General features: G+C 41.9%; 11 protein-coding genes. 7 read left to right on the top strand and 4 right to left on the bottom strand.

The genetic code is table 11. The features are described from left to right. Nucleotides 1–280: 280 nt before the first annotated feature. The 5 genes from GXP67_RS33240 (at nucleotide 281) to GXP67_RS33220 (ending at nucleotide 7,978) form a co-directional block, all read left to right on the top strand. Nucleotides 281–916, top strand: coding sequence for a hypothetical protein (locus GXP67_RS33240; protein WP_162447106.1), 636 nt, complete (start codon nucleotides 281–283; stop codon nucleotides 914–916). Beyond that, nucleotides 913–1,212 (top strand): winged helix-turn-helix domain-containing protein, encoded by a 300-nt coding sequence (locus GXP67_RS33235; protein WP_162447105.1) that lies wholly within the window; start codon nucleotides 913–915, stop codon nucleotides 1,210–1,212. The genes GXP67_RS33240 and GXP67_RS33235 overlap by 4 nt, the downstream gene beginning before the upstream one ends. 64 nt (nucleotides 1,213–1,276) lie before the next feature. Further along, a complete protein-coding gene (locus GXP67_RS33230; RefSeq protein WP_197901603.1) occupies nucleotides 1,277–2,065 on the top strand; it encodes a hypothetical protein in 789 nt (262 codons plus the stop codon). Nucleotides 2,066–2,587: 522 nt separating this feature from the next. Further along, nucleotides 2,588–7,090: a PKD domain-containing protein gene (locus tag GXP67_RS33225; RefSeq protein ID WP_162447104.1), complete on the top strand. Its 4,503-nt coding sequence runs from the start codon at nucleotides 2,588–2,590 to the stop codon at nucleotides 7,088–7,090. A 354-nt stretch (nucleotides 7,091–7,444) separates the two neighbouring features. Beyond that, a complete protein-coding gene (locus GXP67_RS33220) occupies nucleotides 7,445–7,978 on the top strand; it encodes a DinB family protein (RefSeq protein WP_162447103.1) in 534 nt (177 codons plus the stop codon). Nucleotides 7,979–7,981: 3 nt separating this feature from the next. On the opposite strand, the gene GXP67_RS33215 is transcribed toward GXP67_RS33220, so the two are convergent. Together GXP67_RS33215 and GXP67_RS33210 are read right to left on the bottom strand one after the other, a co-directional pair. Next, the gene (locus GXP67_RS33215) at nucleotides 7,982–8,434 is read right to left on the bottom strand and encodes a hypothetical protein (RefSeq protein ID WP_162447102.1); all 453 of its coding nucleotides are present in this window, start codon (nucleotides 8,432–8,434) and stop codon (nucleotides 7,982–7,984) included. Nucleotides 8,435–8,696: 262 nt separating this feature from the next. Then, nucleotides 8,697–9,116 carry a hypothetical protein gene (locus tag GXP67_RS33210; RefSeq protein ID WP_162447101.1) on the bottom strand — a complete coding sequence of 140 codons (420 nt, stop codon included), beginning with the start codon at nucleotides 9,114–9,116 and terminating at the stop codon, nucleotides 8,697–8,699. Nucleotides 9,117–9,777: 661 nt separating this feature from the next. Here GXP67_RS33210 and GXP67_RS33205 point away from each other — a divergent pair. Next, nucleotides 9,778–11,157, top strand: coding sequence for a M28 family peptidase (locus GXP67_RS33205; protein ID WP_162447100.1), 1,380 nt, complete (start codon nucleotides 9,778–9,780; stop codon nucleotides 11,155–11,157). Nucleotides 11,158–11,262: 105 nt separating this feature from the next. After that, complete coding sequence (gene yiaK / locus GXP67_RS33200; protein WP_162447099.1) at nucleotides 11,263–12,267, top strand: 3-dehydro-L-gulonate 2-dehydrogenase; 1,005 nt, start codon at nucleotides 11,263–11,265, stop codon at nucleotides 12,265–12,267. Between the two features lie 190 nt (nucleotides 12,268–12,457). Here the strand turns inward: yiaK and GXP67_RS33195 are convergent, their stop codons facing one another. Together GXP67_RS33195 and GXP67_RS33190 are read right to left on the bottom strand one after the other, a co-directional pair. Beyond that, entirely contained in the window at nucleotides 12,458–12,694 is a 237-nt protein-coding gene (locus GXP67_RS33195; RefSeq protein ID WP_232064737.1) for a hypothetical protein, read from the bottom strand. Between the two features lie 41 nt (nucleotides 12,695–12,735). Then, nucleotides 12,736–13,191 carry a class I SAM-dependent methyltransferase gene (locus GXP67_RS33190; protein WP_162447097.1) on the bottom strand — a complete coding sequence of 152 codons (456 nt, stop codon included), beginning with the start codon at nucleotides 13,189–13,191 and terminating at the stop codon, nucleotides 12,736–12,738. Nucleotides 13,192–13,349: the final 158 nt, after the last annotated feature.

Below are 13,349 nucleotides of genomic sequence, written 5' to 3'. Positions count from 1 at the left end.
ACAAAGCCTTATCCTCTCTCCTACTTTCTTTCATGGTAGCTGCGTATTACTTACCCAACAGGCACATCCTTTAAATCTAACTATTGTTTGAGTCTGCTTCAGGTAATGAACTTTTGCATTATCCAAAGTTCTAATCAAATTCTGTACATGTGTTATCTATTCTGCTTCATATAAAAGACCATGAATTCGCCAGTCGATGTAGGAGTAATAAATATCTTATAAGCAAGAATTGGAAATTAAAAGGAAAGTTGCTTACTTTGGAACACAAAGTACTTTATTTATGAATCAGGAAGACCAACATTTAGATACCCTCTACGAAATCCGGAATATGATGGAAAAATCATCCCGGTTTATTTCACTGAGCGGACTTTCGGGAGTATTTGCAGGGGTGTATGCACTGATCGGTGCGGCACTCGCCTTTTTTTATCTGAAACTCGATTTTTTCCAGCCGGCTTATTACGATTATTTGAATAACAACCAACAGGTCATCCGAAGTACAGGTATTTTCTTTATTGCCAATGCCCTGGCTGTACTCACACTTGCCCTGGCTACCTGTTTATACCTGAGCACCCGGAAAGCTAAAAAACAGGGTTTACCTATCTGGACACCTACTTCCAGGCGTTTGCTGATGAGTGTTGCTATTCCGCTGGCAACTGGCGGAATATTTTGCCTTGCCCTAATCTATCACCAGGGCTTTGGTCTGATTGCTCCAACTACCCTGTTATTTTACGGACTAGCCTTAATTAATGGAAGTAAATATACCCTGCATGATGTTCACTATTTAGGAATTTGTGAAATTGTATTAGGTTTGATCGGCTCTTTTTTTACCGGATATGGTTTATTACTTTGGGCCATTGGTTTTGGTGTACTGCACATTGTGTATGGCACTTTAATGTATTATAAATATGAACGATGAAAGATTTACTGGTTAATATAAATAAGGCGTTTGAAAGCAAGGCCCGATTGGGGATTATGTCGGTATTGATGGTGAATGAGCAGATTGATTTTAATAGCCTGAAAGAATTATTAGACCTGACAGATGGCAACCTGGCCTCTCACCTGAAAGCCCTGGAAGAACTTGAATATATTGCCGTATGGAAACAATTTATCGGACGCAAACCTAATACAACTTATAGGGCCACCGATCAGGGCAAAAAAGCTTTTGAATCGCATTTACAAGCCCTGGAAAATCTGATCAAAGGAAACCGTTAATTTTTTTATTCTTTTACTTTGTAATTCAAAGTACTTTTAATTTTTACTTAACATAACATTTATTATGAACAAGATTAATTCTATCCTTGTATGGCTAACCATATTCAGCATTGCCATGGGATTTCTCGAAACAGCCGTAGTCGTTTATTTGCGGGAATTATATTATCCGGACGGGTTTAACTTTCCCCTTGCACCAATCAAACCAGGTATTGCCGTAACTGAGTTTTTAAGGGAAGCAGCCACCATGGTTATGCTCGCAGGAATAGCTGTTCTTACTTTCAAAAACACCGCTCAACGTTTTGCTGCTTTTATCTACGCCTTTGCCATCTGGGATATTTTTTACTATGTGTTCCTGAAACTACTACTTAACTGGCCGGCATCTTTACTCACCTGGGATATTTTGTTCCTCATTCCGGTTCCCTGGGTAGGTCCGGTAGTGGCGCCTTGCCTGCTTTCTCTTACCATGATTGGACTGGCCTTATTTATAATGTTTGGCTATGCTCAGGGGTATAGCATCCGGATCAATAAGAAGGAATGGATGGTATTTACATTAGGCAGCCTGGTTTGTATCCTGAGTTTTGTTTGGGATTATTTACTCTTTGTTTCCCAGCAGGGTGGCTTATCCAGTCTCTGGAATCTTTCTTCCTCCCAGAGTTTATTTACAGAAGCCCTGGAATATATCCCTGGCTCCTTTAACTGGATGCTCTTTTTAGCAGGAGAAGTGATCCTGCTCATGGGAATAGGAATGATTATAGTGCGGGTACGAAAACAAACACCCATCAGCATTCATAAAAACCTCTCTCCTGCTCATGAGCCCTCCGGCAACTTCTCCGATTATTTCGACGCTTTGTAAAAGTGAAGGTTATATAGATACTCTTGCTATAAATCCTCCAGCCGATATCAATTCAAAAAAATGATTATTTATTTTTTATAAAATCATTCACCTGATGATCTTTTTTGTCTACTATATATTTTCACCAAAAATAGACATGAACATCATCTTTAGTAATCAATTCATCTATTAAACCCTTCCATTTTATCTGGTAGTAACCCCTGTCATTTTGAGAACTGATTTGGGTTGCATTTATTCCATTCAAAGTGCTGATTTATACCATTCTACACCCTGTATATGAATTATATTTGTTACTTAGCAAAACCTTATTTGCAAAAGCCTTGGCTGAATAAAATAATTACTACTATCCTCAAATAATTGCACTTTATCTCTACGTTATAAGAAAACAGAGTTGACGGGCATTACCTGAATCTGGAAGAAATGTTTTAATTTGACCACCCAAACAATAAACACCGACCTGAAACCCTAATTTCATTCATAAACTTTCCGGTTTTTCATTATTTTAGTGCAAATCATTATCCAATGCTTCGTCTGACAAATACAGTACCTGCTTGTTTTTTTCTCATTTTACTGTTTATAATTACCTTATCTGGGTACCAGGCAAAGGCACAATGTGTCTCATTTCCGAATACGCCGATCTGTGCCGGAGATGCCTGTAATACAGCACCCACTCAGTTTCTTTATACCGGAGCAACTGCTCCAGGACCAGGAGTTACCTATTTCTGGGATTTTGGCGATCCGAATGTGACTACCGATGCAGATACCACTACGGTGCCTACGGCTTCTTACTCCTATACGCAGCCGGGGAATTACACGGTTCAGGTAATTGTATCGGTGAATGGAGTGAATCAGGCGCCCTGCTCCAGTAATCCGGTACCAGTATTGGGGTTTGGCGAATTTACCATCGGCCCTATGGATGAAAACCTGGGTCCCCAGGAAGAGGAATTTTGTAAAGAGGATGTGCCTCAGACTTTATCACCTGTATTTAGAAGTGGCAGCGCACCCGCCAACGCAATCTATTTGTGGTCTGGCCCTGGGGTAACAGATGCAACAAAAACAAATTCAAGCATTTCCATTACAGAAGAAGGCTGTTATTCTCTCGAAATCACTGATCCGTCCACTAATTGTACCAGAATTAATAAACTTAATGTACGCTTATATAAACCTGATCCTTCCCAGCCAACTCCACAAACAGACCAAGCCAGATGGTATTTTGGTACGAATGCAGGTATCCGCTTTCCGGGAGGTCAACCAACCGCCGTTTCTGGCCTTACTTTTCGGAATATAAATGCACCGGAAGGAAGTTCTTCTGTCCTTAACAGCAAAGGACAATTATTATTTTATACGGATGGCATCACAGTTTTTGACTCTACCGGAACTGCAATGCAGGATGTGAGTAAAAATCCACCTGTGGCCGTTACTACTCCCCGTGAACTGGATGGTGGAAACGGATTAAATGGAAGTACGTCCTCTACGCAAACAGTAACCATTGTGCCTCAGCCCGGTTGTAATGATTGCCAGTCGGTGTATTATGTGTTTACCACCAGTGAAATTACAACTACAGCCACCGGCTCGCAGTTATCCTATAGTGTAGTGGATATGCGCCTGAAAGATGGGCTTGGACAGGTGATACAGAAAAATATTCCGCTTTCCGGTTCCAGTACAGAACGGGTGATCTCTGTTCAGGGAAATCCAAGCGATCCCAATGCACCAGCTACTACCTGGATTATTACCCATGATTTTGCCAGTAATACTTTCCGTGTATATCCGCTAACCCCTCAAGGCGTGGGTACTCCGGAAACCTATGATGTAGGAACTTCTCATGGTCCGGAAACGGTAAAAGGCGAAGGATATATGAAAATTTCCTCCGATGGCTCTAAACTCGCTGTGGTGATACCTGGCGCCAATGGGGCACAGAATGTGGTCGAAGTGTTTGATTTTGACACCACAACCGGAGAAGTATCCAATCCACTAACTCTGAATCTGGGTACGGCCCCTCCTACTGCCTATGGCCTGGAGTTTTCCGGCGACCAGCTCTATGTTTCCTTACGGGGAAATGCAACCAATCCTTCCCAACTGGTGAGATATAATGTGTCTCTGGGAGATTCATTACTAATTGCTTTGAGTAAAGATACCCTGGCTACTTCCAACCAGGAATTTGGAGGCCTGCAGGCTGGCCCGGATCAGAAAATCTATATGGCTATTAAAGGCAGAAGCAGCCTGGGTGTGGTAAATAATCCAAATGCTACAGATCTCACGGCAGTGGATTTCGAGGAGAATGGGTTTGCCATTACCGGGGGTACCAGCGGCCTGGGTTTACCTAATAACTCACCTTCCACTTCACAATCTTATGGGCAGAGTTTTGGTTTCGATGGACCCCAGTGTGCCGAATTAGGCGAACAGGTGCAATACCAGTTTCAGGCACAGCCCGACCGGGCAGGCGGCGATCCAACGAAATCGACTTACTTATGGAGTATTGATGGCACTCAATATACAACCGTAGATCCTACGCATTCTTTCCCCGGCCCAGGTACTTATACGGTAGAACTGACTATTTTTAATGATTGTATTCCAGAAGGCGAAGTAATTCCTGCCCAGACCATTACCATTTTACAAAGTCCGCCAGCTGTAAATCTGGGTCCAAACAAGCTGGTGTGTACCGGAACGGCTGTAACACTGGATGCTTATACCAATGCCACCGGACCTGCTGGTGCTACTTATTTCTGGACCCAACCCAATGGGGTTTCAGTCCGGGGTGGAGAAACCTTTGTTGTGCCTGCTGGTTTATCTGGTGCCTACCGGGTTACAGTTTTAGTAGGCCAGTGCGTAGAAATCGGAACGGTAAATGTAAACTTCAGCGGACCGCCGGCTAATTTCCTGGGCAATGATACTACCCTTTGCCAGCCAGGATCAACTTTACTACTGAATGCTGGCAGTCCTGGTTCTACGTATCGCTGGAATACCGGCGCAACTACCCAGACTATTACCGTTTCACCCAATGTGACCACTACTTATAGCGTAACTGTAACAGATCCGCTACTACCCACTTGCAGTGTTCCAGATCAGATCACCATTACCATTAGCCAGCCAACCCAAGTTACTTTCACTAAAGTAGATGCCGCTGATTGCGCTGGTTCCAATGGATCTATTAATTTAACTGTTCCGGCAACTGGAGGGCCTTTTACCTTTGCCTGGACAAAAGAGGGAGTTGCCTATGCGACCACAGAAGATATTACCGGAACACCTGGCGTATATAATGTAGTCGTAACTAATGCCGCTGGATGTACCACATCTCTGAGCATTCCAATAAATTCAACTTCTTCTACCTTACAAGCTACCGCCAGTTCTGATAATATAAGTTGTTCGGAAGCTACCGGAACTTTAACGGTTACCCAGACGGGAGGACCAGCGATTGCAAGTTATGTCTGGACAAGAAATGGCCAGCCAATTGCTGCCAACACTGCTCAGATCACAGAAATTCCAGGCGTATATGCCGTGGAAATCACCGATATTACAGGATGCAAGTTCTCAATACCTAACCTGGAAATAAGACAAGAAGCAAAACCTACTGTAACTGCTTCATTTACTCAGACAGGTTGCCAGAATGGTACGGTAACTGCCGTTTCCAGTGGGGTAGCTGGTGCAACGTTTCAGTGGTTTAGAAACAATGTACAACTTACTGAGACAACTCCATCCATCAATATAACTTCTAATGGTGCCTATAAAGTGAGGGTAAGTAATCCGGCGGATGCTACTTGTTCTACTGAAAGTACAGTAAATGTAATATTCCCAACACCACCTGCACAAATAAACCTCGCTACTCCAGCAGCTGTATGCGCAGGAACACCTGTTATTTTGAATGCTACTACAGCAGGATATACTACCTACATCTGGACACTTCCCAATAACACGACTGTTTCCGGTGCCCAAATAACAGCTACCATTGCCGGCAGATACACGGTAAGAGGAAGAAATGCCCTCGGATGTGTGAGTGAGGATTTTGTAGATGTAGTAATAAATCCTACGCCTGCAGCACCTGCGGCTTCCAATCCGGCTCCGGTTTGTTCCAGTCCAACCGGTGGTATACCGCAACTGACTGCAACAGGCCAAAATATACGTTGGTATAGCAATGCAACACTAGCTACCCAGGTAGGAAGTAACAGTCCTTTTTTACCGACAATAACAGGCAACGGATCGCTCCCTGGCACCTTTACTTTCTTTGTAACACAAACTGTAAACGGATGCCAAAGCCCTGCCAGGCAAGTTACCCTGACCATCAACCGTTCACCACTTGTCAATCTTGGCTCCGACCGTACCATTTGTATTGATGATTCAGTCTTACTTGATGCCACTAATTCTGGCGCTACCTACCGCTGGTCTACCACAGAAACAACACCCACAATCCGGCCAACCAGAACCGGTACCTATTCGGTAACAGTAACTATTGGTAATTGTGTAGTGACGGACGAAGTGGTGTTAACGGTACTTCCTTCTATTCGTACCAATGTTCCTAACCGGGAAGTAGCTTTGTGTACAGATGCCATTCCAGTAAGACCGGTTACGCTGGATGCTGGTCCTGGGGAAGGTTTTACATATTTCTGGCCGCAACTCAATAGCCGGGAACGTACAGCCATAGCCAGTCAGCCTGGGGTATATGAAGTAATTATTTCAGATGCATCTAATTGTTCCAAAACCGAACAGATTACAGTAGTAAATAAATGTGAGCCGCAGGTATTTGTACCAGATGCGTTCTCCCCCAATGGCGACTCACAGGACCTTAATAATACGTTTAAAGTATTTGGCGGCTTTGTAAGCGATTTTGAAATGCAGGTTTTTAACCGCTGGGGCGAAATTGTGTTCTCCACTAAAGCAGCCAGCCTTGATCAGGCAGAATTCTGGGATGGCAATTACCTGGGAAAACCAGCACCTGTGGGCAGCTATGCCTGGAAGATCAGCTACAAAAGTGTAGATTTCCCCGACAGAGATGCCGTTGTAAAACGGGGTGGTGTCATGCTGATCCGTTAAATCAAACTTTCATCAAACGAGAGGGTATTCAATTCTTCTCGTTTGATGAAATGGAGTATACGTATGTTGAAAAAAAACTTACTCTGGTTTATGTCCTTCTGTTTAGGCAGACCAAGTAACACATTCACTAATAAAGATATTATTTTCTTTTATACCGCCTTTATCGTCATTATGTCTATACTATCTTATTTTGATATTGGTATGCGGATGTAGGATGCCGTTATAACTTAGCATCATACTTATTCCATATAATTCCACCCAAGTTGTGGTGCGATATGTGGCTTCTTCTGTAACTACTTATGTACCGGTTTGTTTTTTGAATATTATTTAACTATCCTCTGACCACTGATACTAATGAAACAGACTAACTGGTTTGAAAGAAAGTTTGACTTTTCAACTATACAGCATACGTTTCCTTCCATTCTGGAACGGTTAATTGGTACGCCAGCCAGGATAGAGGAAAAATTAAATGGGATCAACCCTGCATTTTATACCCTGAAACCGGATAATAAATGGGCCATTCTGGAGCATATTGGCCATTTAAGCGACCTGGAAACCCTATGGCAAGTCAGGCTGCAGGATCTATTACAAGGTAAAGAGGAATTAAGTCCAACCGATCTGAACAACACCAGGACCCACCAGGGGCAACATTACCTGAAAAAACCAGAAGTAATAACCCAACAATTCAGGGAGTTAAGAGCACAGACAGTAAGCCAGCTGGAAGCCTTAACTGAGGAACAAATTTACCTGTCAGCATTGCATCCGAGGTTAAAAACACCCATGCGGACCATTGATCTGTTTGTATTTGTTGCCGAGCATGACGATCATCACCTGGCCAGTATCAGTGCTATGAACAGAATGTTTTTATCCCAGCCAAAACAAATCTAATTCCTATTTTTGGGCAGCATCATTTTCCAGGGATTCATACAATGCTCGAACCTGTGCAGGAACCGGGTGATCAGTATTTCCCCAGAGTACTTCCTCTGCTTTTTCACCCTTTTTCAACCGTATAAAATAATACAGGTTTCCCGGATGCTTAAAATTCATTGTTCCCAGATGTAATTGCTCCGCTTGTTCAAAGTAAGATTGAGCTTCTTTTTTGGGTAATGCTTTCAGTATTATTTTCTCTTTGGAAAGACTGTTGGTTCTGGAAAGCTGCCCATTCTCAAGCAAAGTATACTCAATCACCTGGCCTGAAAAACCACCACCGCTGCCAAATATAACTTGCCTGCCTGTATCAGCATCCGCTTGAGAAGTCAGTTGATGGGAACGGCAAGAGGATAAGTATATAATAAACAGAGATAACAAAAAAGCAAGTCGAAGTATAAAAGGGTTTTTAATCATTGTTTAAAGCGAATTTAGATATATTCTTCCACCCAATAGTATATTTTCTCCTTGCGTTCAGTTCCACCTATAAGATACTTCTCTGCGATAGACGCTAATTTCTGAAAGCATACAAACTATAAGGTAATGGTTACCATTGGCTATACCATAAAAAATCAAATAAAAGAAGAGCCCTGCCTGACAGTATGAATCACATCTGTCAGGCAGGGCAACTGTATATTTTGTAGCCTATCTTCCGGAATATATTCTCGAAAAACAGGTTTTATAAAGCAAGTTTAAATAAGGAAATATCAGAACCTAGCTTAGCAGATTTTTCTGGAAAAGACAGATACAACTGCGTTTCACTCAGCATCACGATCTCTATTGAATCCGCATCTGGGGTACCTTTATCCAGAACCAGCTTTTGCTCATCCGGCACGAGTTCCCAGGTTCCATGTACTTTGCCATCTTTCCGGCTGAAGGTATAGGTACCATTTTTAATAAACTCAAACCGGGAATTCTTAAAATCATTAGTCTGGTCAATGGAGTGATTTACCAGCACTTGCTGTACCCTCCATACCCGGCTGATCAGATCTTTTCTGGTTTTTATAGAAGCGCCTGAAGTAACATTATCTTTACCCACATGGGCAATAAAAGAAAGTGCAGTGGCGATCAACAATAAATGAAAAAGTGTAATCTTCATGTAACAAATACTTCAACTGAGTCTGTAGGGGTTTGTCATGTAAAGTGTATATAAAAAAGCAGACTTCTTTGAGGAATATAGTCACTTGGTTAGAAGCGGACAAGACACAAAAAGAAGTCTGTCGGGATTGTCAGGCAAAGCAAATATTTCGCTTGTTTATTGTATCTGGTCATAGATTATATCAGAAAACAGGATTCACCCTCCGGATGTAATAAATCTAGTCAGGCAACAGGTTTGTCAGGCGAGCTTTCTGCTTAAGCAGTAAAAAAGAAACTGCCCATCACAACAAGGATAAATGCAAGTCTCAATAAAATTTCAGTTTGGCTGATCGTTCTCATTGTTTTAGTTGGTTTTATATACATTAGTGTCAATTTCGAGGCCAGGTAACCATAAATTTTAAAAAAAATTTTAAATATTATTCCAGGCCTTGTTTATGATTATATTACAATATTAATGCCTGAACATACGTCTGCAAAAAATATTTGTTTTATGATAAAAACAGGTATATGAATGGTATTGGGGCTAGCTGAAAGGAAGTAAGATTTGTGAACAATATTTACTATTCTTTGCAATAGTGTCCGATTATTTTTCAGACAGGACACTTTTAGGCCGGAAGAATTTATTATTTTTCGGACTTCAGATTATAAATTTTCTTCCACCTATGAAGTACTGTTTCCTGTATTGTCTCCTGTTTATTTGTATTGCTTCAGCAAATGCCCAACAAAACGATGAATCAGTTATCAAAAAAATTTATTCAGAAAGTCTTGCGAAGGGAAAAACCTATGAATGGCTGCACTACCTGTGCAAAAACATAGGTCCCAGGCTTTCAGGTTCTCCGGAAGCGGCAGCCGCAGTGGAATTTGCCCGGCAGGTGATGGATACTTTACAACTCGACAGGGTGTATCTGCAGGAAGTGATGGTGCCTCACTGGGTACGTGGCCCAAAAGAATTTGCTACGATTCTCAATTCTAAAAAAATCGGTTCCAGGCAGGTAAATGTGTGTGCCCTGGGTAATTCCGTTGGAACAGGCCCGGCAGGGATAATCGGAAAAGTAGTGGAGGTGAAAACATTTGAAGAGCTGGAACAATTAGGAAAAAATAAGATAAGCGGAAAAATCGTTTTTTTCAACCGTCCATTGGATGCTACATTTTTCGATACTTTCGATGCCTATATCGGAGCAGTAAACCAGAGAGGCACCGGCGCCTCCCAGGCAGCCAGATTTGGTGCTATAGGGGTAGTGGTCCGTTCCATGACAACGCTCATTGACAATGTACCTCATACCGGTAGTTTGCGCTATGCGCCCAATGTACCACAACTACCTGCTGTTGCCTTAAGTACGGCCGATGCCGAATTACTCAGCTCATTATTAAAAGATGACCCGGATATTCAGTTTTACGTTCAGACACAATGTAAAATGCTCCCGGATGTATTATCCTATAATGTGATTGGCGAAATTAAAGGCAGTTCCATGCCCGAGGAAGTGGTAGTAGTGGGTGGTCACCTGGATTCATGGGACCTGGGAGAAGGTGCCCACGATGATGGTGCAGGCTGCGTACAATCTATGGAAGTTTTGCGCCTGTTCAAAACCCTGGGTATACGTCCTAAACGGACAGTCAGGGCGGTGCTATTTATGAATGAAGAGAATGGCTTAAGAGGCGGAACTAAATATGCAGAAATAGCTGCAAAAGAGCCTGTAAAACATATTGCTGCTATAGAATCTGACCGGGGCGGATTTACCCCAAGGGAGTTTTTCCTGGAAGAAGCATCATCCGGGCAGATTCAGAAATTGAGTTCCTGGAAAAACTTATTCAAACCATACGGAATCTCTGACATCCGGGCCGGAGAAAGCGGATCAGATATTCTCCCCCTGAAACCAATGGGAACATTATTGATAGGATATGTACCCGACCCTCAGCGCTATTTCGATCTGCATCATACCGCAGAAGATACATTTGAAAAAGTTAATAAACGGGAAATTGAACTAGGCGCTGCTGCTATGGCAACCCTTGTCTATCTGCTTTCAGAATATGGAGTAAAATAGTCATTTGTAATAGTTTATAAATGTATATTGCCACGCTTAAGATTTTGCCTGCTAAGGTAATTCCTGACTACGGACCAATGACGATTGACCAATAAACCTATATTTATGCGTATTCCTTTCGAGCAAATACATAGTACTCTTTCAGCCATTCTGGCAAAAATCGGGTTTTCTCCGGATCGGGCCAGTTTATGCGCACGATTATTTTCCGAAACAACGCTGGATGGAGTGTATTCGCATGGATTAAACCGTTTCCCTTTGTTTATCGACTATATTCAAAAAGGCTATATTGATATTGACGCTACGCCTGAAAAGATACATACTTTTGGAAGCTGGGAACAATGGGAAGGGAATCTGGGTGCCGGAAATCTGAATGCATATCAGTGTATGGACCGGGCCATTGAACTGGCTAAATCTTCAGGAATGAGCTGTGTAGCCATCCGGAATACCAATCACTGGATGCGGGCCGGAACCTATGGATGGCAGGCGGCGGAAAAAAACTGCATTGCTATTTGTTTTACCAATACCATTCCTAACATGCCTCCATGGGGTGGAAAAGATAACCGGATCGGTAATAATCCGCTGGTAATGGCAGTTCCAAGGCCAGATGGAAGTCACATCGTTCTGGACACGGCCATGTCAATGTATTCGTATGGTAAAATGGAAGTATATAAACGCCAAAACCGCATGCTTCCCTACGAAGGTGGATTTACCCGGACTGGTGAGCTTACCAAAGACCCTAAAGAAATTCTTGCTTCCAAGCGGCCCTTGCCCATCGGTTACTGGAAAGGCTCCGGACTTTCCATTCTACTGGATATGCTGGCTGCCTTGCTTTCGCAGGGAAATGCTGTAGCAGACATTGGAAAAAAAGAAGCAGAATATGCCTTATCACAGGTATTTATCTGTTTTGATGCCAGCCGCATTGAAACGCCATTTGTGCAACAAATTACCCAGGAACTGTCTGACTACCTGAAAAGTGCTGCGCTGCTGGAAGATTCGGATGGCATTTATTATCCTGGTGAACGCACCTTACTAACCAGAAAAGAAAATCAGGAAAGAGGAATACCAGTAGATGAATCTATCTGGGAACAGGTTCTGGCAATGCCCAGGTAACGCACATATATCAATGTATACTCTTAATATTCACATTTAACTTAACAAGAGATTCTGGTATATTATAGATCAACAGGTGGATCAAATTCAAGGTGAACTATTCAAAACCAAATTGCTTTTGTTGCGGAAAACTTTTCCCGGTGAATCTCCAGCAAATCCTTCCACAGAAATTATATCCGCTGGAACACTATCAACTAAAAATATACACATCATCCAGATGATCTGTATAGGTAAATCCTAAACGGTCTACAATCAACTTTTTCAGATCATTAATAGTATATTTTTTACCCTGATATTCTGTGGCATGTAATTCCACAATTAACTGCCTGCAATTTTTAAATGCCTGTACATCATTCATTATGTAGTCTATTTCAGCCCCTTCTATATCAGAAATCAGTACAAATTCAGATACATCGAATTTTTTCAACAATTCACTCAAGGTAATCGCCTTAACTTTTACTACTTCTACTATATTTTTCTGGTATTGTTCTTACTGAAAATCTGCGATACGCCAGTATCGGCGTTTACAGCAAATTCCACCATAGGTGACCCATAACTCAAGGCATAATTATTAACTAAATACGGTTTGCCAAAAGAATTGTGTTTCAGATTTGTCTCAATAGTTGAGATTAAATTCGGATTTGCTTCGACAGAAATAAATTTTTTATCCGCATTTACTTTATAGCGGATATGGGTGGAAAGCACCCCTACACTACTGCCTAATTCAATGGTATCTGTATCCTTCCTTAAATATTTCTGAATAAAACGGATCTCTTTATTCTCATGGATACCCCAGAATACCTCAGCCAGCCGTCTTCCTTGTATATAGGGGTTTTTAAGCCTGAAGCGGAAAGGCTCTCTCCCTAGCTTTCGGATATTTGGAATTCGGTCGTTGAAAACTGTAGCAATTATGTTACTAACCATTGGGCTACAGACCAATTTTGCAATAGAAGCTTTATTGATTGAAAAAATAGTCATGTTTTATGGTGGTTTATTTACAATATTCATATAACGATTCATTCAATAATTTATCATATAATACTACATGCAAAATCAACAATAATCCTAAAAACTCTACTGAA

Source organism: Rhodocytophaga rosea, from assembly GCF_010119975.1.
Classification (GTDB): domain Bacteria; phylum Bacteroidota; class Bacteroidia; order Cytophagales; family 172606-1; genus Rhodocytophaga; species Rhodocytophaga rosea.
Note: the sequence above shows the minus strand (reverse complement) of the source record. Positions and strands in the feature narration are given on the sequence as shown.

Excerpts from the sequence above, each read along its gene's own strand:
- GXP67_RS33240 (WP_162447106.1), top strand. The coding sequence starts at position 281 with ATGAATCAGGAAGACCAACATTTAGATACCCTCTACGAAATCCGGAAT.
- GXP67_RS33235 (WP_162447105.1), top strand. The coding sequence starts at position 913 with ATGAAAGATTTACTGGTTAATATAAATAAGGCGTTTGAAAGCAAGGCC.
- GXP67_RS33230 (WP_197901603.1), top strand. The coding sequence starts at position 1,277 with ATGAACAAGATTAATTCTATCCTTGTATGGCTAACCATATTCAGCATT.
- GXP67_RS33225 (WP_162447104.1), top strand. The coding sequence starts at position 2,588 with ATGCTTCGTCTGACAAATACAGTACCTGCTTGTTTTTTTCTCATTTTA.
- GXP67_RS33220 (WP_162447103.1), top strand. The coding sequence starts at position 7,445 with ATGAAACAGACTAACTGGTTTGAAAGAAAGTTTGACTTTTCAACTATA.
- GXP67_RS33215 (WP_162447102.1), bottom strand. The coding sequence starts at position 8,434 with ATGATTAAAAACCCTTTTATACTTCGACTTGCTTTTTTGTTATCTCTG.
- GXP67_RS33210 (WP_162447101.1), bottom strand. The coding sequence starts at position 9,116 with ATGAAGATTACACTTTTTCATTTATTGTTGATCGCCACTGCACTTTCT.
- GXP67_RS33205 (WP_162447100.1), top strand. The coding sequence starts at position 9,778 with ATGAAGTACTGTTTCCTGTATTGTCTCCTGTTTATTTGTATTGCTTCA.
- yiaK (WP_162447099.1), top strand. The coding sequence starts at position 11,263 with ATGCGTATTCCTTTCGAGCAAATACATAGTACTCTTTCAGCCATTCTG.
- GXP67_RS33190 (WP_162447097.1), bottom strand. The coding sequence starts at position 13,191 with ATGGTTAGTAACATAATTGCTACAGTTTTCAACGACCGAATTCCAAAT.